Below are 20,290 nucleotides of genomic sequence, written 5' to 3' on the forward strand. Positions count from 1 at the left end.
TCCAAAGACCCTACAACTTGTGCAGTTGCGAAGAGGGCTTGCCTTGGCGTCCGTGAACCAGACTTTCGTTGTCGTCCCCAGGACAGGACCGGCCAAGACGCCGGCCGCTGACCGCGTGCAGGATCACGCCGAAATCTACGCCAATTTCGCCCCCGAGGCCGGCAAGGGCCAGGCCGGACGCTGCGCCCAGTGCGGCGTGCCCTTCTGCCAGTCCGGCTGTCCGCTGCAGAACAACATTCCCGACTGGCTGAGGCTGGCCGCCGAGGGCCGCGCGGAGGAAGCCTGGCGTCTGTCCGAGGCCACCTCGACCCTGCCCGAGATCTGCGGCCGCATCTGTCCGCAGGACCGGCTGTGCGAAGGCTCCTGCACGCTGGAACAGTCGGGCTGGGAGACGGTCACCATCGGCTCGGTCGAGCGTTGGCTGGGCGACATGGCGTTCGAGAACGGCTGGGTCGATCCGATCCGCCCGCGCGCGGAGAAGGGCCAGTCGGTCGGCATCGTCGGCGCGGGCCCCGCGGGCATGGCGGCGGCGGACCGGCTGCGCTCGGCGGGCTATGCGGTCACCGTCTATGACCGGCACGACCGCGCGGGCGGCCTGCTGACCTACGGCATCCCCGGTTTCAAGCTGGAGAAGCATGTCGTCGGGCGTCGGGTGGACCGCCTGATCGACGGCGGCGTCGAGTTCCGGCTGGGCGTCGATGTCGGCGGGACCCTGCCCTTCGCCGAGGTGCGCGCCGCCCATGATGCGGTGCTGGTGGCGACCGGCGTTTACAAGGCGCGTCGGCTGACCGCGCCGGGCTGCGGCTCCGACGGCGTGGTGGCGGCGCTCGACTATCTGATCGCCTCGAACCGCAAAGGCTTCGGCGACGCCGTGCCCGCCTTCGACGGCGGCCCGCTGAACGCGGCGGGCAAGAAGGTGGTCGTCATCGGCGGCGGCGACACCGCCATGGACTGCGTCCGCACCGCCGTCCGTCAGGGCGCGACCTCGGTCACCTGCCTGTATCGCCGCGACCGCGAGAACATGCCGGGCAGCGCGCGCGAGACCCAGAACGCCGAGGAGGAGGGCGTGGTCTTCGAATGGTTGGCCGCCCCCCGCGCCGTGCTGGGCGGCGCCTCGGGCGTCACCGGCATGCGCGCCCAGCGCATGGCGCTGGCGGCCCAGTCCGCCGACGGCCGCTGGTCGGTCGAGCCGGTCCCGGGCGGAGAGTTCGACCTGCCCGCCGACCTGGTGATCGAGGCGCTCGGCTTCGAGCCCGAGGACATGCCGGCCCTGTTCCAGGAACCCGATCTGGCCCTGACGGACTGGCGCACCATCCGCACGGCGGGCCACACCAAGGCGACGACGCTGGAGGGGGTGTTCGCCGCCGGCGACATCGTGCGCGGCGCCTCGCTGGTCGTCTGGGCCGTCCGCGACGGTCAGGATGCGGCCGCTGAAATCGATACCTGGCTGTCCTCGCGCCGGAGGGCTGCTGCGTGACCTTTGATCCCGTTCAATATGAAGCCGATCGGCAAAAGCTGGTCGACGCCCACGCCTACGATCCCGCGTCCGAGCGCGACGCCTGCGGCGTCGGCCTGGTCGCCGCCATCGACGGCCAGCCGCGCCGCGAGGTCGTCGATCTGGCGCTCAAGGCCCTGTCGGCCATCTGGCACCGGGGCGCCGTGGACGCCGACGGCAAGTCCGGCGACGGCGCGGGCATCCTGATCGGCCTGCCGCGCGCCTTCTTCGAGGCCCAGGTGCGCGACGCCGGCCATGAGCCGCGTCCCGGCCCCATCGCCGTCGGCATGGTCTTCCTGCCGCGCGTCGATCTGGGCGCCCAGGAGCAGGCCCGCACCATCGTCGAGCGCGAGGTCATGGCCGCCGGCTTCTGGCTGTACGGCTGGCGTCAGGTGCCGCACCGCGCCGAAGTGCTGGGCCAGCGCGCCGCCGCCACCCGGCCCGAGATCGAACAGATCATGCTCAGCGCCCCCGACGGGCTGGAGGGCGAGGATCTGGAACGTGCCCTCTACCTGCTGCGCCGCCGCATCGAGGCGCGCGCCACGGCGGCGGGGCTGCAGCATTTCTACGTCTGCTCCCTGTCGGCGCGGTCAGTGATCTACAAGGGGATGATGCTGGCCGAGGCGTTGGGGGACTTCTACCCCGACCTGACCGACCCCCGGGTCGAGGCCAATGTCGCCCTGTTCCACCAGCGCTATTCGACCAACACCTTCCCCGAATGGCGGCTGGCCCAGCCGTTCCGGATGCTGGCCCACAACGGCGAGATCAACACCCTGCGCGGCAACGCCAACTGGATGCGCAGCCACGAGATCCGCATGACCGCCGAGGCCTTCGGGGCCGACGACGCGACTGTGAAGCCCGTCATCCAGGCGGGCGGCTCCGACTCCGCCGCGCTCGATAATGTCTTCGAGGTGCTGGTCCGCGCCGGCCGTCCCGCGCCCATGGTCAAGGCCCTGCTGATCCCCGAGGCGCCGATCGAGGGCGTGATCTCGGACGATCACCGCGCCCTCTACGCCTACTGTAACTCGGTCATGGAGCCGTGGGACGGCCCGGCGGCGATCTGCGCCACCGACGGCCGCTGGGTGGTGGCGGGCAAGGACCGCAACGGCCTGCGTCCCCTGCGGGTGGCCGAGACGGTGGACGGCCTGCTGATCTGCGGCTCCGAGGCGGGCATGACCGGCGTGCCGGACGAGCGGATCGCGCGCCGCCTGCACATCGGCGGCGGCCGCATGATCGCCGTCGATCTGGAAGCGGGCGAACTCTACGACGAGACCCAGACCATCGACCGTCTGGCGGCCCAGCATCCCTATCGCGAATGGCTGGCCAATATGGTCGAGCTGGAGCCCGAGGTCGGCCCCGGCCCGGAGCCGCGCAAGCTGTCGGGCGAGGCCCTGACCCGCTTCCAGGCCGCCGTCGGCTGGACCCAGGAAGACATCGAAGCCCTGCTCGACCCCATGGCGGGTGAGGGCAAGGAGGCGGTCGGCTCCATGGGCGACGACGCCCCGCCGGCGGTGCTGTCGGAACAGTCGCGGCCCTTCGCCCACTACTTCCGCCAGGCCTTCGCCCAGGTCACCAACCCGCCCATCGACTCCCTGCGCGAAGCGGGCGCGATGAGCCTGCGGACCCGATTCAAGAACCTGGGCAACATCCTCGCCCAGGACGAGACCCAGACGAAGGTCTTCGTGCTGGACAGCCCGGTCCTGACCAACGGCATGTACGAGCGGATGCTCGATGTCGTCGGCGCCGGCGCGACCACGGTGATCGACTGCACCTTCGCCGCGCCGCCCGAGGACGACCGCGCGGGCCTGGCTCTGCAGGGCGCGCTGGACCGCATCCGCGACGAGGCGGTGGCGGCGGCCCGGGGCGGCGCGGGTCTGATCGTCCTGACCGACGAGCGGGCGGGCGAGGACCGGCCGCTGATCCCGATGATCCTGGCCACGGCGGCGGTGCATGGCCGTCTGGTCGACGAGGGGCTGCGCACCTTCTGCTCGCTGGTCGTGCGCTCGGCCGAGGCCATCGACGCCCACGCCTTCGCCGTCCTGGTCGGCTGCGGCGCCACGGCGGTCAACGCCTGGCTGGCGCAGGAGACCTTCCTGGAGCGGCTGGAAGGCGGGCGCTATCCCGGCCTGACGCTGCGCGACGCCTGCCTGAACCACAAGGCCGCCGTCGAGGCGGGCCTGATGAAGATCCTAGCCAAGAAGGGCATCTCGGTCATTTCGGCCTATCGCGGCGCCTGCGAGTTCGAGGCCCTGGGCCTGTCGCGCGCCCTGGTGGCCGAATTCTTCCCCGGCATGACCTCGCGCATCTCGGGCGTGGGTCTGGCGGGTATCGAGCAGTCGTCGGTGGCCAAGGCGCAGCGCGGCTTCTCCGCTGACCGGGCCCGCCTGCGCATCGGCGGCGCTCACCGCATTCGGGCAGGGGAGGAGACCCACGCCTGGGACGCGGAGATGATTCACCGCCTGCAGGACGCCACCACGCGCGGCGACTACAAGCGCTTCAAGGCCTACAGCCGCCGGGCCCGCGACCTGCCCGCCACGGCCCTGCGCGACCTGCTGGACTTCCGCGAGGCCCTGCCGATCCCGGTCGAGGAGGTTGAGAGCGTCAACGAGATCCGCAAGCGCTTCGTCACTCCCGGCATGTCCCTGGGCGCCCTGTCGCCCGAGGCGCACGAGACGCTGAACATCGCCATGAACCGCATCGGCGCGCGCTCGGTTTCGGGCGAGGGCGGCGAGGACCCGGAGCGCTACCGCCCACGCCCGAACGGCGATAATCCGAACTCGGCGGTCAAGCAGATCGCCTCGGGCCGCTTCGGCGTCACCGCCGAATATCTGAACCAGTGCCGCGAGATCGAGATCAAGGTGGCCCAGGGCGCCAAGCCCGGCGAGGGCGGCCAGCTGCCCGGCTTCAAGGTCACCGAATTCATCGCCCGCATGCGCCATTCGACGCCGGGCGTGGGTCTGATCTCGCCGCCCCCACACCACGACATCTATTCGATCGAGGACCTGGCCCAGCTCATCTACGACCTGAAGCAGATCAATCCAGTCGCCCGGGTGACGGTCAAGCTGGTGGCCTCGTCGGGCATCGGCGCGGTGGCCGCGGGCGTGGCCAAGGCCAAGGCCGACATCATCCTGGTCGCCGGCCACAACGGCGGCACCGGCGCGTCGGCCATGGGCTCGATCAAGCACGCGGGCATGCCGTGGGAACTGGGCTTGTCCGAGGCGCATCAGGTGCTCAGCCTGAACGGCCTGCGCGGCCACGTCCGCCTGCGCACCGACGGCGGCATCAAGACCGGCCGCGACGTCGTCATCGCCGCCATGCTGGGCGCCGAGGAGTTCGGCATCGGCACCGCATCGCTGATCGCCGTCGGCTGCCTGATGGTGCGTCAGTGCCATTCCAACACCTGCCCGGTCGGGGTCTGCGTCCAGGACGAACGGCTGCGCGCCATGTTCACCGGCACGGCCGATAAGGTTGTAAGACTGTTCAGCTTCATCGCCGAGGAGACGCGCGAGATCCTGGCCTCGCTGGGCCTGCGTTCTCTGGACGAGGCGGTGGGCCGCACCGACCTGCTGCGCCAGGTGTCGCGCGGCGGGGCCCAGCTGGACGACCTGGACCTCAACCCCCTGCTGGTGCGGGTGGGCGAGGGCGATCAGCGCATGCTCGCCGACGCCCCGCGCAACCCGGTGCCGGACGCGCTGGACGCTCGCATCGTGCTGGACGCCGAGCCCTTCCTGGCGCGGCGCGAGAAGATGCAGCTGACCTATTCGGTGGCCAACACCCAGCGCACCATCGGCGCCCGCATCTCGTCCCACATCGTGCGGACGTACGGCTCCGACCTGCCCGACGGCCACCTGACCCTCAACCTGCGCGGCGCGGCCGGGCAATCGTTGGCGGCCTGGGGCATGAAGGGCCTTCGCATCATCCTGGACGGCGAGGCCAACGACTATGTCGGCAAGGGCCTGTCGGGCGCCGAGATCATCGTCCGGCCCCCGTCATGGGCGGCGGGGGCGGCGGTCATCGGCAACACCTGCCTGTACGGCGCCACCAGCGGCAGGCTGTTCGCGGCGGGCGCGGCGGGCGAGCGGTTCGCGGTCCGCAACTCCGGCGCCACGGCGGTGGTCGAGGGCGTCGGGGCCCACGGCTGCGAATACATGACCGGCGGGGCCGTCGTCGTGCTGGGCTCGACCGGCTGGAATTTCGGCGCCGGCATGAGCGGCGGCGAGGCCTTCATCCACGACCCCGAAGGCACGGCCCACCAGCGCCTCAGCGGCGTCTCGGTCGTGACCGGCGCGGTCATGGGCGACGCCAGCCGGCGCCTGCATGAGCTCGTCACTCGCCACGCCGTCGAGACCGGCTCCCCGCTGGCCCGCCGCCTGCTGGAGACCTGGCCGGTCGCGGTCACCCACTTCCGTCATGTGCTGCCGAGGGAAGAGGCGTCGGCGGCGAAGGCGAAGCGGGCCTAGCGGGCCGTCAGCAGCCCGCCGACCCAGGTCTTCAGCGCTTCGTCGTCCGCCATCGGGCCGGGATAGGGGATGTCGGGCGCATAGGGGCCGAAGTCTGGCAGGCCGACCGCGACCTTCTGCAGGGTGGAGAAGTCGCGCAGGCCGGATGGCAGGACGATGGTCCGGACCTCCATGTACCGGCTCGAGGAGTCGGTCGCCTCGCCGACATGAAGGGCGCCCAGTCGGCGGAACAGATCGACCGTCATCAGGCAGGAGCTGAAGCAGTGCCGATCGGTCACCACGATCACCTTCCTGTCCGGCGTCGCGCGGGTCTGAGCGTCGCCGGGGGCGGCGGTCGCGGCGCAGCCGGGCAGGTCGGGCCAGAAGCTCTTTCCTCCGGCGGCGGACGCCTCCATTCCGGCGATCACCTCGCCCAGCCGGGCCGCCGTGCCCGGGTTGCCCCCCGCCATCTCGTCTCGCTGGACTTTCAGGGCGGCGATGTTGTCGGGCGAAGCCCGCCAGTAGGCGCCTTGGCACGCCGAAGCCCTGCCCTTGGCCGTCTCCACTCGCGCTTCCCCGAACAGGACGGCGGCGATGGCGTCGCCATACCGGGAATCGCCTCCACCGTTGCCCCGCAGGTCCAGCACTACGCTCGGGGCGTCACGAAGTTGTGGGGCGGCTTCGCGCACCTGCGTGACGACCGCCTCGGCATCGCTGTCCAGCCCGCTCAAACGGATCCATGAACCGCCCGCCCACGGCGTCAGCGCATAGCCGGCGTCCGCCGTCTTCTCGAGCGCGTCGATCCGTCCCTGGATGAAGGCCACGGGGCTTCGGCCCCAGTGGAAGGTGATGGTCTGCCGCGACCCGTCCGCGCGTTCGAACTCGCACTGGTCCGGCCGCTTCAGGAAAGGATTGCCGTCGTCCGTCAGCAAACGACCGGCGGCCTCGGCCCGCTGCGCCTCATTGGGCGATCCGGCCACGAAGGTGCTGATCCGCGCATCCGCCCACGCTTCAGCCTCGGTCCCGTCGCAGCTGATCAAACGGGCGTCCTGCACTTCCGGCAATCGGGCCTCCGTCAGGACTGAGCCCACCCGCCAGACCTGACCTTCACGCTTCAGCAGGATGCCGGTCCACCGCAACCTCGCTGCGGCCACGCTCGGTCGTGACCAGATGTGTCCGTCCGAGAAGTCCGCAGCCAGGCCGGCCATCACGGCGCTGTAGCCCTCGAAGCTGCGCACCTCGGGCAGCCGCTCCCGTACATGGGCGTCCGCCGCCGCCAGCCGCTGCTGGAAGGCCGTGTCGCCGAGTTCATGCTGCGCGCCCGGATGGTTCTCGGTGATCAGTTTCAGCGCCGCCGCGCTATCGACCTCGGCCATCTGCCGCCACAGGGCGGCGGCGTCCTGCGCCTGCGCGGGCACGGCCGCCATCGTCATCGCCGTCGCCAGCGCCGCGAACGTCTTCGTCATCTCGATCCCCTGTCGCCTTGCATTGATGACCAAAGGCGGCGGGCGGGGTCCAGTTAAACTCCGGTAAGGGGCGGGCGACCGCGCATGAAAAAGGGGAGGCCGTTTCCAGCCTCCCCTTCGTCAGTCCAGTTCTGGTCCGAAAGCCTCAGCCCTCGTTGGTCCAGCCGCCGGCCAGCGCCTTGAACAGGGCGATCTGGTAGGTGGTGACCAGCGCGCTCGACGACGCCAGCTGGGCGTCGGCGGCGGCCAGGGTCCGTTCGGAGTCCAGCACCGTCAGGAAGCTGTCGGCGCCGGCGTCGAAGCGCAGGCGCGACAGGCGGGCGGCGTTGGCGGCCTGGTCCCGCGCCGACTGCAGGGCCGACCGGCGGTCCAGCTCGTTGGCGTAGTTGGCCAGGGCCGTTTCCGTCTCCTGAAGCGCGACCAGCACCGTCTGGTCGAACGTCGCCAGGGCGGCGTCCGAGGAGGCGCCCGCCTGTTCGATCCGCGCGCGGGCGGCGAACACGTTCGGGAACGACCAGCTGATCAGCGGACCCACCGAGAAACGGAAGTTCTCGTTGTCGCCCAGGCCGCTCGCGTCCAGCGCCGTCGCCCCGGCCGAACCGCCCAGGGTGATGCGCGGGTACAGGTCGGCGGTGGCCACGTTCACCCGCGCCGCCGCGGCGGCCAGATTGCGCTCCGCCTGACGGACGTCGGGGCGCCGCGCCAGCATGGCCGCGCCGTCGCCGACCGGGATCGGCTGGGTCAGTTGCGGCGGCGCCGCGCACGCCCGGGCCGCTTCGCTGGTCTCCGCCGGGGTGCGCCCGGTCAGGGTGGCCAGACGGAACAGGGCGCCGTCGCGCTGGGCCCGCAGGGGCGGCAGGGTCGAACGGGTCGACTCCAGCGCCGAGCGGGCGCGGGCCACGTCCAGTCCGTTGCCCGAACCGGCGTCCAGCAGACGCTGGGTCAGGCCGACGGTATCCGTCTGCAGCGTGATGGTCCGCTCGGCCACCGCGATCTGGGCGTTGCCCGAACAGGCGTCGGCATAGGCCCGGGCCGTTTCGGCCGCGACCGTGACGCGCACCACATTCAGTGCGGCCTCGGCGGCGGAAGCGTCGGCGCGGGCGGCGCGGACGGTCGACTCCACGCGGCCGAACAGGTCGACCTCGTAGGAGACGTCCAGACCGGCGCTGTAGGTGTCGGACTCCGGCGCCTCGGTCCCGGCGGGCAGGCCGGGCACGGTGGCGGCCGAAGGCCGGCCGGTGGTCACGCCGGCCGAGGTCGTCGTCGACGGGAACCGGCCGACCCGAGCCTCGCCCAGCGCCGCACGAACGCGACGCAGGTTGGCGGCCGCGGCCTCCAGCTCGTTGTTGTTGGCCAGGGCCTCGCCGACCAGACCGTCCAGGACCGGGTCGTTGTACAGCCGCCACCAGTCGTCGCGGGCTGTGGTGTTGGCCGAGACCGCCGGTGAGGCGGCCCCGATGAAGGCGCCCGACGCTGAGGGGGGAAGGGTAGCGTCAGGCGCCTTCGGCCCGACCGCGCACGAGGCCAGCAGAAGGCTGGCTCCGGCGGTTGCGGTCAGGAACCGGAGAGAGGGTTTCAGGGTCATCATCAGGCGTCTCCCAGCCGCGGAGTGGCGGGCTCGGCTTCATGCGGCGGCAGGCCGCCGGTGGTGGGGATCTCGCGCTCCTTCTGCGGCGCGCCGGGCAGCTTGGAGGCCACCCATCGCATCACGACGTAGAAGACGGGCGTGAAGATCAGGCCGAAGAAGGTCACGCCCAGCATGCCGGAGAAGACCGCGGTGCCCAGCGACTGGCGCATTTCGGCGCCGGCGCCGGTCGCCAGCATCAGCGGCACGACGCCGAAGATGAAGGCGAACGAGGTCATCAGGATCGGACGCAGACGGGTCTGGGCAGCCCGGACGGCGGCGTCCCAGCGGTTCAGTCCCTCGTCCTCGGCCTGTTTGGCGAACTCCACGATCAGGATGGCGTTCTTGGCCGCGAGCGCGATCAGCACCACCAACCCGATCTGGACCAGGATGTTGTTGTCCAGTCCCCGGATGTTGATCCCGATCATGGCCGCCAGGATGCACATCGGAACGATGAGCACGACCGCCATGGGAAGCGTGAAGGCCTCGTACTGGGCCGCCAGCACCAGGAAGACGAAGATCACGGCCATGATGAACACCACGGTCGCCCCGCCCGCCGACTGCTTCTCTTGCAGCGCCAGGCCGGTCCATTCGTACGAGAAGCCCGGAGGCAGGGTGGCCTCGGCCAGCTGCTCCATGCTCGCGATCGCCTGGCCGGACGAGACGCCCGCCGCTGCCTGCCCCTGAAGCTCGGAAGCCGGGAACAGGTTGTAGCGCACGATCCGCGATGGGCCGGAGTCCTCGCGCAGGTTGGCGACCGAACCGATCGGCACCATGGCGCCGGTGGCCGAACGCGTCTTCAGGTTGGCGATGTCGGCGATGTCGTCACGCGACGTCGGTTCCGCCTGCGCCGTCACCCGGAAGGTGCGGCCCAGATAGTTGAAGTCGTTGACGTAGGACGAGCCGAGATAGACGCCCAGCGTGTTGAACACGTCCGACGGCTGCACCCCCATCATCAGCGCCTTGTCGCGATCGACGTCGGCGGCGATGCGCGGCGAACCGGTGTTGTAGGTCGAGAAGACCTGCTGCACCTGGTCCGGCGCCTGGGCGGCGGCGCCCATCATGGCGAAGGTCGCGCCTTCCAGCGGGCGGTAGCCCGCGCCGGTGCGATCCTGCACCATCATCTGGAAGCCGTTGCCGTTGCCCAGACCCTGAACCGCGGGCGGGGCGATGACGAAGATGTTGGCGTCCTCGATGCCCATGGTCGCGCCGGTGATGGCGCCGGCCAGGGCGGCGGCGCTTTGCTCGGCGCTCTTGCGCTCATCGAAGGCGTCCAGTCGAACGAAGATGGTCGCCGAGTTGGAGCCGAACGAGAAGCTGGAGCCGTCCAGGCCGGCGAAGGCGACAAGGCCTTCCACGCCCTCGGTCTTCTTGATCGTGTCCGAGGCCCGGCGCATGACCGCCTCGGTGCGCTCCAGCGAGGCGCCGGGGGGCAGCTGGATGACGCCGATCAGGAAGCCCTGGTCCTGCTCGGGGATGAAGCCGGACGGGGTGTCCATCAGGCGCCAGCCGGTCAGGCCCAGCAGGGCGACATAGACGATCAGCACGATGCCGACGGTCCGCACCAGGCGGGCGGTCAGGCGGCCGTACTTGTCCGACAGCCAGTCGAAGCCCTCGTTGAACTTCCGCCCGGCGTAACCGCCGTAATAGGTCACCGAACCCCACACGCCCGGCTTGCGATGCGTGTCATGCTCCTTGTGCGGCTTCAGCAGCAGCGCGGCCATGGCCGGCGACAGCGTCAGCGACACCAGCAGCGACACGACCGAAGCCGTGGTGATGACGATGGCGAACTCGCGATAGAAGATGCCCGGGATGCCCGGCACGAACATGGTCGGCACGAACACCGAGACCAGCACCAGGCCGATCGAGATCAGCGCGCCGGAAACCTCCTGCATGGAGCGGTAGGCGGCTTCCTTGGGCGTCAGTCCCTCGCGGATGTAGCGTTCCACGTTCTCGACCACGACGATGGCGTCATCGACGACGATGCCGACCGCGAGGACCAGGGCGAACAGGCTCAGCGAGTTGATCGAGTAGCCCAGCATCAGCTGGACGGCGAAGGTCGCCACCAGCGCCACCGGGATGGCCACGATCGGAATGATCGCCGCCCGCCAGGTCTGCAGGAAGACGATGACCACCAGCACGACCAGGATCACGGCTTCGAACAGGGTGTGCTGCACGGACTCGACCGAGGCCGCGACGAACTCCGTCGGGTTGTAGGCGACGGAAAGGTCCATGCCTTGCGGCAGTTCGGCCTTCACGGCCTCCATCTCGGCCATCACGCGCTCGGCGGTGCCCAGCGCGTTCGCGCCCGGCTGCTGCACGATGGCGATGCCGACGCCGCGCTCGCCGTCGAAGAAGCCGCGGATGCCGTAGTCCTGGGCGCCCAGCTCGACCCGAGCGACGTCGCGGACGCGGGTCACGCGGCCTTGAGCATCCGTCTTGATGACGATGTTGGAGAACTGATCAGGATCGCTGAGACGGCCCTGCACCTGCACCGGCAGCTGGAAGGCCGCGGCGTTGGTGGGGAAGGGCGGCTGGCCGATGGCGCCGGCCGCCGCTTGCACGTTCTGGGCGCGCAGGGCGGCGATGATGTCCGGACCGGTCAGGCCGCGTTCGGCGGCCTTGGCCGGGTCGATCCAGACCCGCATCGAATAGTTGCCGCCGCCGAAGATCTGGACGGTGCCCACGCCTTCGAGGCGCAGCAGGCGGTCCCGCAGCGTCGAGTTGGCGTAGTTGCCGACGTAGTCGTTATCCAGCGACTTGTCCGGGGAGGTCAGCCCCAGGATCATCAGGAAGCCGCTCTCCTGCTTGTTCACGACCACGCCGGTCTGGCGGACCTGTTCAGGGAGGCGGGGTTCGGCCAGGGCCACCCGGTTCTGGACCAGCACCTGCGCGGCGTCCAGGTCGGTGCCCGGCTGGAAGGTCACGGTGATCGACGCCACCCCGTCCGAGGTGGACGAGGAGGACAGATACAGCATGCCCTCGACGCCGTTGACCTCTTGTTCGATGGGCGCGGCGACGGTCTCGGCCAGGGTTTCGGCCGAGGCGCCGGGATAGGAGGCGTTGATGGTGATCGTCGGCGGCGCGATCTCCGGATACTGCGATAGGGGCAGCAGCGGATAGGCGAAGACGCCGATCAGGGTGATGAACACCGCGATCACGGCCGCGAAGATCGGCCTGTCGATAAAGAAGCGTGAGATGTTCATTGTCGGATCAATCGCCCGAGACGCTGGCGGCGAAGGTGGCCGTGGACGCCGGAGCGGCCTGGGTCACCGGGACCTGCGCCTGCTGGACCACCGGCGTGATACGGCCGTTGCTGGCCTGCACCTTCATGCCGGGCGCCTGGATGCGCTGGACGCCGTTGATGATGACGCGATCAGTCGGCTGCAGACCCGAGCGGATCACGCGCAGGCCGTCGACCAGCGGACCCAGCTGCACCGGCTTGGGCGCGACCGAGCCGTCGGCGGCGACGACGTAGACGATGCGGCGGGCCTGGTCGGTGGCGACGGCGGCGTCGGGCACCAGCATGGCCTGATAGGTGCCGGCGCCGGCCAGGCGGGCCTGGCCGAACATGCCCGGCTTCAGGAAGCCGTCCGCGTTCGGGATCAGGGCGCGCAGGCGGATGACGCCCGAAGCCGTGTCGACCGCGTTGTCGGTGAAGTCGAGCGTGCCGGAGCGCGCGTAGCTGCTCTCGTCCTGCAGGCGCACCTGGATCGGGGCGGCGCCGTTGCGGGCCTGACGCTGATACTTCAGCAGCACGGCTTCGGAGCCGTCGAAGACGAAGTGGATCGGCGCGCTGGAGACCACGGTGGTCAGGACGTCGGCCTGCGACGAGCCGCCGGCGACCAGATTGCCCGGATCGACGCGGCGGTCGGACACGCGGCCCGAGATCGGCGCGGTCACGCGGGTGAATTCCAGGTCCAGTTGACGGGCGCGGACGTTGGCGTTGGCGGCGGCGATGGCCGCTTCCGCCGTCTGCAGGGCGCCGCGGCGGGTGTCGACCTCGGCCTGCGAGACGGCCTGCGAGGCCAGCAGGGTTTCCGAACGGGTCAGTTCCGTGCGGGCCAGGTTCACCTGCGCCTGCGCCTGCGCCAGCTGGGCGCGGGCCGAGGCCAGGGCGGCCTGGGCCGGACGCGGGTCGAGGGTGAACAGCAGCTGGCCGCGGCTGACATAGTCGCCGTCGCGGAAGTGAACGCCCTGGATATAGCCGCCGACGCGCGCACGCACCTCGACGGACTGGGTCGCCTCGAAGCGGCCCGTGAACTCATCCCAATCTTGAACAGCCCGGACCAGCGGCGTCGCCACGGTCACCGCCGGCGCCGGCGGCGCCTGGGCTTCGCTCGGCTGGGAACAGCCATAGAGCGCGACGGCCATGAGGGCCGACGCGGTCACGATCTTCACCGTGCGCATGAATGCTAGTCTCCGAATGGGAGCAAATCCCTGTCTCTGTCGACCATGGCGTTCGGGGAGGAAGCCGCTAGTCAACGCCCGGTGACTTAATGGTGATCCGCCCCTCACTTGTCAACGGGTGATGACAAAGCCATATTGATCTTGGGGCTATTCCGGAGACCTAACCCGTTGTTTTGTCATGTCGCGCCACGGCCAAGAAATGCCGAGGCGACTCGCGCTGCTATTTTGTCCGCCGCGCAGGAACGCTTCTCGCGCGAAAGCTACGACGACGTCGGCATGCGTGACATCGCCGGCGACGTCGGCGTCGACGCCGCCCTGGTGTCCCGCTACTTCGGCTCGAAGGAAGATCTCTTCACCTCCGTGCTCGACAGCTGTTCGAACGGCAGCGAGCTGATGGACGGCGAGCGTTCCGAGTTCGGCCGCCGCGTCGCCCATGCGGTGATCTTCGAGCCCAAGAAGGAGGGCAAGCTCAAGGGCCTGCTGATCATGCTGCGCTCGGTCGGTTCGACCAAGGCGATGGAGCTGGTTCAGCGCACCGGCAGCGAGCGCTTCTTCGATCCGTTCACCGAATGGGTCGGCGGCGAGGACGCCCCGGTCCGGGCCCGGCTGGCCGCGGCCACCATCATGGGCATGGCCGTCAGCCGCGAGATCACCGCCGGCTTCGGCCTGAGCCATGAGGAATGCGAGCGCATGGAGGCCCGCATGGCGGTCATCCTCCAGGGCATCATCGACGACGGCCCGGCGCTCAGCCGCGCGGCGTGAATTTCCGGATCACGCCCGAGAAGGTCATCAGGATGCGCTCGCCGACGCAGATCTGACCGCGCACGAAGATCAGGCTCTTGCCCGCGCGGACCACCTCGCCCGTCGCCTCGACCAGTTCGCCCACATAGGCGCCGTCGATGAAGGTTGAATCCAGCGACACGGTCACGCCCGAGGCGCCCTCCATCTCCTGATAGGCCGTCTGGAACAGCGAGATGTCGGCGAAGGTCATCAGGCAGCCGCCGTGCATCCGGTCGCCCGCGTTCATGTGCTTCTGCTCGGCCCGGAAGGCGCATCGCATCCGCCCGTCGGCGTCCGGCTTGAAGTAGAAGGGCCCTACCACCTGGTCGAAGGTGCCGTGCAGGTCATAGGTCCGCCAGCCGGTGAACTCGCCTTCCGTGACCGTGATTTTCGCGACCATGATGATCCCTGCCTTCTTCTCGCTCTCGCAATGCAGCATATAGGCCCGATGAGCGACCCCATCGAAACCGCCATCTTCGAAAAACTGGCGAAGGCCGACCCCAAAAGCGTCGGCGGAAAAAGCATTGAACCTTCGGATGTGGCCAAGGAGCTGCAGCCCGAACAGTGGCAGCGCATGCTGCCCAAGGTGAAGGCCGTGGCCCTGGGCCTGATGCGTCAGGGCAAGCTGACCATCACCAAGAAGGGCAAGGCGGTCGATCCGAACAGCTTCAAGGGCGTCATCCGCCTGCGTCTGCCGAGCCCGGAAGAGACCGCCGCCGCCCTGGCCGCGCTCCCGCCCAAGTCGGAAGGCGATGACGAGGACTGAGTTGTCGGAATCTCCCTCCCCCTCGTGGGGAGGGATGTCGCCGCGTAGCGGCGACAGGGTGGGGTTCGTATCCGAGCGCTCGGTTCCCTACCCGTCTCGCTTCGCGAGCCACCCTCCCCAGAAGGGGAGGGAGAGCTGACCCTCTCTTCCGTTCTCGCTGACATCCGCGCCTGCCGGGCCTGCCTCGGCCAGCTGCCGCACACCCCGCGTCCCGTCGTCCGCGTCTTTCCCGAGACCCGGCTGCTGATCTGCGGCCAGGCGCCGGGCCGGCGCGTGCATGAAAGCGGCCTGCCGTTCACCGACCCGTCCGGCGATCGCCTGCGCGACTGGATGGGCGTGGACTATGAGACCTTCTACGCCGATCCCCGCCTCGGCGTGGCCGCCCAGGCCTTCTGCTATCCCGGAACGGCTCCGAAAGGCGGCGACTATCCGCCGCCCAGGAAATGCGCCGAGCTGTGGCGGCCCCAGCTGCTGGCCGAACTGCCGGCGGTCGAGCTGACCCTGCTGGTCGGCGGCTATGCCCAGGCCTGGGCGCTCGGCGATCGGGGCAGGGCCAACATGACCGAGACCGTGCGGGCGTGGCGTGACTACGCCCCCGCCATCCTGCCCATGCCCCATCCCTCGTGGCGGAACACGGCCTGGCTGAGGAAGAATCCGTGGTTCGAGGCCGAGGTCGTCCCCTATCTGCGCGAGCGGGTTCGGGGCATTCTCTGCGCATGACCCGGACATTCGCGGCCCTGTTCCTGTCTCTCGCGCTAGCCGCCTGCGCCACCCCCGCCATCCAGCCCGTCCTGACCCCGCCGCCCGGCTTCACCGGCCCGGCGCTGGAGGCCTCGACCCTGCTGATGGATGACGGCGCGCGCCTGCCGCTGGCCCGCTGGGCGCCCGAGACGGGCGAGCCCTGGGCGGTCATCGTCGCCCTGCACGGCATGAACGACAGCCGCGCCTCCTTCCGCCTGGCGGGGCCTTACTGGGCCGAGCGCGGCATCGAGACCTGGGCCGTCGACCAGCGCGGCTTCGGCGAGGCGCCCGGCCGCGGCGTCTGGGCGGGCGAGGCGCGCATGACCGAGGACCTGCGCACCGCCGTGGCCCTGGCCCGCGCCCGCCATCCCCGCGCGGTCATCGCGGTCGCGGGCGAAAGCATGGGGGGCTCGGTGACCATCGCCGCCTTCGGCTCGGACCGTCCGCCCGCCGCCGACCGCGTCATTCTGCTGGCCCCCGGGGTCTGGGGCTGGAGCGCGCAGGGCCCGATCAACTCCGTCGGCCTGCAGCTGGCCGCCCGCGCCATGGGCCCCTACGCCGTCGATGCGCCCGAATGGGCCATCAAGGCTCATCCGGCCTCGGACAACAGGGTCGAGCTCTATCGGAACGGCCGCGACCCCAACAGCATCATCTCGACCCGGTTCGACACCCTGTACGGCCTCGTCGATCTGATGGAGAGCGCCTCTCTGCGGCTCGGGTCGATCCGCGCCCCGACCCTGCTGCTCTACGGGGCCCATGACAATGTGATCGAGAAGCCGTCGATGCGGCTGGCCCTGCGGCGGGCGGGCCAGCGCCCCGACTTCCGCACCGGCTACTATCCGGACGGCTGGCACATCCTGAACCGCGACCTCCAGGCCGAAACCATGTACCGCGACGTCGAAGCCTGGCTGCGGGATGCGGCGGCTCCATTGCCGTCAGGGGCCCAGCCGGTGCTGCCTCTGCTCGAGAAGTGATTGGTGGTTGCTGGCTCTGGGGCCGGTGGTCGCAGCCATGGCGCGGACGCTCGCCCCATCGAACCACTAATCACTAACCACTAATCACTTGCAGGGTCGCCGCCCGTCGCCCGCGCGCGCCGCTCCCCGCCATCCCCCATCACGAAACCGCCATGCTTGCGGTGTTACTCCGACGCGCGTAATCAGCCGCGCAATAAAAATACCTTGGGAGTAGCGCTTATGGGCATGACCCTGTTCGATTCACCGTCGTTCGCGAACCATGAAGGCGTCCACGCTGTCTTTGACGAAAAGACCGGCCTGCGCGCTATTATCGCTGTTCACTCGACCGCGCGCGGCCCCGCCGTCGGCGGCACGCGGATGTGGAACTACGCCTCCTCGGCCGAAGCGCTGGAAGACGTGCTGCGCCTGTCGCGGGGCATGAGCTACAAGAACGCCGTCGCGGATCTGGAGATGGGCGGCGGCAAATCGGTCATCATCGGCGACAGCCGCACCCAGAAGTCGCCGGAGCTGTTCCGCGCCTTCGGCCGCGCCGTCGATACCCTGGGCGGCCGCTACTACGCCGCCGAGGACGTCGGCGTGTCGGTCTCCGACATCGCGGAAGCGCGCAAGGCCACCGAATACGTGCTGGGCCTGTCCGACGGTCCGGAAGCCTCGGGCGACCCGTCGCCGGTCACCGCCGAGGGCGTGTTCCGCTCGACCCTGACCGTCGCCCGCCGCCTGTGGAAGCAGGACGACCTGACCGGCCTGACCGTCGCCCTGCAGGGCATCGGCCACGTCGGCGGCTATCTGGCGGACAAGCTGCACGCCGCCGGCGCCAAGCTGGTCATGACCGACGTCAACACCGCCCTGCTGGCCGAAGTCGCCGCCCGCACCGGCGCCGAGATCGTCGCTCCGGACGCCATCTATGACGTCAAGGCCGACATCTACGCCCCGTGCGCCCTGGGCGCGACGCTGAACCCGCAGACGCTGGACCGCATCACCGCCAAGGCCGTGGTCGGCGCCGCCAACAACCAGCTGGCCACCCCGGACATCGGCCAGAAGCTGTTCGAGCGCGGCGTGCTCTACGCCCCCGACTACGTCGTCAACGGCGGCGGCATCATCAATGTCGCGTCCGAGCTGCGCGCCCGCCAGACCGGCGGCGCCTATGACGCGGCCTGGGTCGAGACCAAGCTCTCGCGCCTGATGGACACCCTGGACGAGGTCCTCGAACGCTCGGCCGCCGAAAAGCGCCCGACCCACGAGATCGCCGACGCCATCGCCGAAGCCCGCATCAACGCCGCCCGCGAAGCCCGCGGCGAGGTTCTGAAGGCGGCGTAGGCCTCCACGTCCAATCCTGACGCACCGACCGGCTATCCTGCGATCCGCGGGGTAGCCGGTTTGCGTTTTTGCGACCCGCCGGACGCATCGGACGCTTCGGACGGTGTTTTTCATCCGCACCGTTCGCACTCTTCGCACTGCAGTTTTTTGCCCGGATTCGCGCGTCAGGGGCATACGGCCCATCATCGCGCCTTCCACCCGTTTGATTCGGGCCGAGACGCCATGACGACGACCACCGCCCGCCGCTCCATCGATCCGCTGCTAATCGTGATGGCGCTCGGCTTCGTGGTGGCCGTGGGCGCCCTGGCCTATCCGGCCTTCCGCGCCGATCCGATGAGCGCGCCGGGCCTGATGCTGATCTTCACCGTCGGCGCCGTGGCCCTGATCGGCCTGTTCACCTACGCCCGGGGCGAGGCGAAGAAGCCGACGGGCGACACCACCGTCGAATTGCTCGACGCCATGGCCGAGCCCGCCGCCCTGGTCTGGGCCACCGGCCAGGTGCTGGCCTTCAACGGCGCCTGGGCCGAGGCCGGAGGCGCCACCGCCGCCCTGCCGCCCGCCCGCTCCGGCGGCAAGTCCGCCTCCGCCCTCTACATGGCCTTCGCACAGGCCCGCGCCGGGGAGCAGGGCCGCGCCATCGTGCCGGTCGGCGACCGCGAGCTCGAGGTCCTGATCGGCATGGCCGGGGAGGGGCGGTTCCTGATCCGCGCCGCGCCCGAGGCCGTCCTGCCCGTCTCCGCCCCGGCCATGGACCGTCCCGCCGCCGCCGCCAACGGTCCGGGCGGTCGCGCCATGGCCGCCGGCGCGCCGTTCGGCTCAGCCCTGCTTCAGGCCGAGGACCTGTTCGCGGGCAAGGTCGAGGAGGCCAACGCCGCCCTCGCCCTGCTGACCGGCCCGGCCGCCGCCCGCGACGCCGCCTTCGGCCACCTGTTCGAGCCCACCGGCGTGATCGAGGCCAAGGCCAAGCTGTCCGGCGGCTCGTCCGGCCCGATCGAGCTGGTCGCCCGCGCCCACCCCGACCGGATGCTCCACCTCTATGTCGCGCCCGAGAACGGCAAATGCCGGGTCTGGCTGTTCGACGTCTCGGCCCAGAAGTCGATGGAGCTGCAGCTCTCGCAGGCCCAGAAGATGCAGGCCGTGGGCCAGCTGGCCGGCGGCGTGGCCCACGACTTCAACAACCTGCTGACCGCCATCCAGATGCAGCTGTCCGAGCTGCTGGAGCGTCACCCGGTCGGCGACCCCTCCTATGACGGCCTGAACCAGATCCGCCAGACGGGCATCCGCGCCGCCGACCTGGTGCGCAAACTGCTGGCCTTCTCGCGCAAGTCCACGGTCCGCCGCGAGCGCCTGGATCTGGGCGAACTGGTCGGCGAGTTCGCCGTCCTGCTGCGCCGCCTGCTGCGCGAGGACGTGCGGCTGGAAACCGACTACGGCCGCGACCTGCCGGTGGTCCTGGCCGACAAGAGCCAGCTGGAGACCGCGGTCATGAACCTGGCCGTCAACGCCCGCGACGCCATGCGCGGCGTGGTCGAGCCGGGCGCGGGCGTCGTCACCATCAGGACCCGCCGCCTCAGCCGCGACGAGGCCCGCCAGATGGGCTGGGCCGCCGCCGAGACCGAGGCCGTCGCCCTGATCGAGGTGTCCGACACCGGCCCGGGCGTGCCGCCGGAGCTCCTCGACAAGATCTTCGAGCCCTTCTTCACCACCAAGGCGGTGAACGAGGGCACGGGCATGGGCCTGGCCACCGTCTACGGCATCGTCGAACAGGCGGGCGGTCATATCAACGTCGCCAACGTGGACGGCGCCGGCGCCGCCTTCCGCATCTTCCTGCCCGAGGCCGCCGAGGCCGAGTTGGCCGAGGTGCCGCAGGTCGAGATCAAGGTGAAGACCCCCCGCGACCTCTCGGGCGCCGGCCGTATCCTGTTCGTCGAGGACGAGGCCGCCGTGCGCGGCATCGCCGCCCGCCTGCTGCGCCAGCGCGGCTATGAGGTGATCGAGGCCGAGGACGGCGAACAGGCGCTGGAGCTGGCCGAGGAATGGGCCGGCCAGATCGACATGATGATCTCCGACGTCATCATGCCCGGCCTCGACGGCCCGTCCCTGCTGAAGAAGGCCCGTCCCTTCCTCGGCGACGCGCCGGTCATGTTCATCTCCGGCTATGCCGAGAGCGACTTCTCCGACCTGCTGCAGGACGAGGTCGGCGTCTCCTTCCTGCCCAAGCCGCTGGACATCAAGACCCTGGCGGAACGGGTGAAACAGGAGCTCCACGCGGGCTGAC

The 20,290-nt window shown here is 70.1% G+C and carries 13 protein-coding genes; 8 read left to right on the top strand and 5 right to left on the bottom strand.

The window, feature by feature from the left end; genetic code table 11:
• Positions 1–43: 43 nt before the first annotated feature.
• Together AC07NB_RS09375 and gltB are read left to right on the top strand one after the other, a co-directional pair.
• Positions 44–1,477 (top strand): NAD(P)-dependent oxidoreductase, encoded by a 1,434-nt coding sequence (locus AC07NB_RS09375; RefSeq protein WP_494570670.1) that lies wholly within the window; start codon positions 44–46, stop codon positions 1,475–1,477.
• Positions 1,474–5,955 (top strand): glutamate synthase large subunit, encoded by a 4,482-nt coding sequence (gene gltB / locus AC07NB_RS09380; protein WP_494570671.1) that lies wholly within the window; start codon positions 1,474–1,476, stop codon positions 5,953–5,955. The genes AC07NB_RS09375 and gltB overlap by 4 nt, the downstream gene beginning before the upstream one ends.
• Here the strand turns inward: gltB and AC07NB_RS09385 are convergent.
• The 4 genes from AC07NB_RS09385 to AC07NB_RS09400 form a co-directional block, all read right to left on the bottom strand.
• The gene (locus AC07NB_RS09385; RefSeq protein WP_494570672.1) at positions 5,952–7,400 is read right to left on the bottom strand and encodes a S41 family peptidase; all 1,449 of its coding nucleotides are present in this window, start codon (positions 7,398–7,400) and stop codon (positions 5,952–5,954) included. The two genes, gltB and AC07NB_RS09385, sit on opposite strands and share 4 nt — an antisense overlap.
• A 145-nt stretch (positions 7,401–7,545) precedes the next feature.
• Positions 7,546–8,988: an efflux transporter outer membrane subunit gene (locus AC07NB_RS09390; protein ID WP_494570673.1), complete on the bottom strand. Its 1,443-nt coding sequence runs from the start codon at positions 8,986–8,988 to the stop codon at positions 7,546–7,548.
• Complete coding sequence (locus AC07NB_RS09395) at positions 8,988–12,230, bottom strand: efflux RND transporter permease subunit (RefSeq protein WP_494570674.1); 3,243 nt, start codon at positions 12,228–12,230, stop codon at positions 8,988–8,990. Before AC07NB_RS09395 ends, AC07NB_RS09390 begins: the two co-directional genes overlap by 1 nt.
• Positions 12,231–12,237: 7 nt before the next feature.
• Positions 12,238–13,434 carry an efflux RND transporter periplasmic adaptor subunit gene (locus AC07NB_RS09400; protein WP_291832233.1) on the bottom strand — a complete coding sequence of 399 codons (1,197 nt, stop codon included), beginning with the start codon at positions 13,432–13,434 and terminating at the stop codon, positions 12,238–12,240.
• A 225-nt stretch (positions 13,435–13,659) separates the two neighbouring features.
• Between AC07NB_RS09400 and AC07NB_RS09405 the strand changes: the two genes are divergently transcribed.
• Complete coding sequence (locus tag AC07NB_RS09405) at positions 13,660–14,196, top strand: TetR/AcrR family transcriptional regulator (protein WP_492312330.1); 537 nt, start codon at positions 13,660–13,662, stop codon at positions 14,194–14,196.
• On the opposite strand, the gene AC07NB_RS09410 is transcribed toward AC07NB_RS09405, so the two are convergent.
• Positions 14,180–14,614: a PaaI family thioesterase gene (locus tag AC07NB_RS09410; protein ID WP_291832232.1), complete on the bottom strand. Its 435-nt coding sequence runs from the start codon at positions 14,612–14,614 to the stop codon at positions 14,180–14,182. The genes AC07NB_RS09405 and AC07NB_RS09410 overlap by 17 nt on opposite strands.
• 48 nt (positions 14,615–14,662) lie before the next feature.
• Here AC07NB_RS09410 and AC07NB_RS09415 point away from each other — a divergent pair, with 48 nt between their 5' ends.
• The 5 genes from AC07NB_RS09415 (at position 14,663) to cckA (ending at position 20,289) form a co-directional block, all read left to right on the top strand.
• Positions 14,663–14,980, top strand: a complete 318-nt coding sequence (locus AC07NB_RS09415; RefSeq protein ID WP_494570675.1) for a DUF3253 domain-containing protein — start codon at positions 14,663–14,665, stop codon at positions 14,978–14,980.
• Between the two features lie 135 nt (positions 14,981–15,115).
• The gene (locus AC07NB_RS09420) at positions 15,116–15,700 is read left to right on the top strand and encodes a uracil-DNA glycosylase family protein (protein ID WP_291832244.1); all 585 of its coding nucleotides are present in this window, start codon (positions 15,116–15,118) and stop codon (positions 15,698–15,700) included.
• Positions 15,697–16,695: an alpha/beta fold hydrolase gene (locus AC07NB_RS09425; protein WP_494570676.1), complete on the top strand. Its 999-nt coding sequence runs from the start codon at positions 15,697–15,699 to the stop codon at positions 16,693–16,695. The genes AC07NB_RS09420 and AC07NB_RS09425 overlap by 4 nt, the downstream gene beginning before the upstream one ends.
• A 225-nt stretch (positions 16,696–16,920) precedes the next feature.
• The gene (locus AC07NB_RS09430; RefSeq protein WP_492312335.1) at positions 16,921–18,012 is read left to right on the top strand and encodes a Glu/Leu/Phe/Val family dehydrogenase; all 1,092 of its coding nucleotides are present in this window, start codon (positions 16,921–16,923) and stop codon (positions 18,010–18,012) included.
• Between the two features lie 222 nt (positions 18,013–18,234).
• Complete coding sequence (gene cckA / locus AC07NB_RS09435) at positions 18,235–20,289, top strand: cell cycle histidine kinase CckA (protein ID WP_492312336.1); 2,055 nt, start codon at positions 18,235–18,237, stop codon at positions 20,287–20,289.
• The last annotated feature ends 1 nt before the right edge of the window (position 20,290 follow it).

It is taken from the genome of Brevundimonas sp. GW821-FHT09G01, from assembly GCF_059416065.1.

Bases quoted from the DNA above. Each gene is read 5' to 3' on its own strand.
- AC07NB_RS09425 (WP_494570676.1), top strand. From the start codon at position 15,697: ATGACCCGGACATTCGCGGCCCTGTTCCTGTCTCTCGCGCTAGCCGCC.
- AC07NB_RS09415 (WP_494570675.1), top strand. From the start codon at position 14,663: ATGAGCGACCCCATCGAAACCGCCATCTTCGAAAAACTGGCGAAGGCC.
- AC07NB_RS09385 (WP_494570672.1), bottom strand. From the start codon at position 7,400: ATGACGAAGACGTTCGCGGCGCTGGCGACGGCGATGACGATGGCGGCC.
- AC07NB_RS09395 (WP_494570674.1), bottom strand. From the start codon at position 12,230: ATGAACATCTCACGCTTCTTTATCGACAGGCCGATCTTCGCGGCCGTG.
- AC07NB_RS09430 (WP_492312335.1), top strand. From the start codon at position 16,921: ATGACCCTGTTCGATTCACCGTCGTTCGCGAACCATGAAGGCGTCCAC.
- AC07NB_RS09400 (WP_291832233.1), bottom strand. From the start codon at position 13,434: ATGCGCACGGTGAAGATCGTGACCGCGTCGGCCCTCATGGCCGTCGCG.
- AC07NB_RS09410 (WP_291832232.1), bottom strand. From the start codon at position 14,614: ATGGTCGCGAAAATCACGGTCACGGAAGGCGAGTTCACCGGCTGGCGG.
- AC07NB_RS09390 (WP_494570673.1), bottom strand. From the start codon at position 8,988: ATGATGACCCTGAAACCCTCTCTCCGGTTCCTGACCGCAACCGCCGGA.
- cckA (WP_492312336.1), top strand. From the start codon at position 18,235: ATGACGACGACCACCGCCCGCCGCTCCATCGATCCGCTGCTAATCGTG.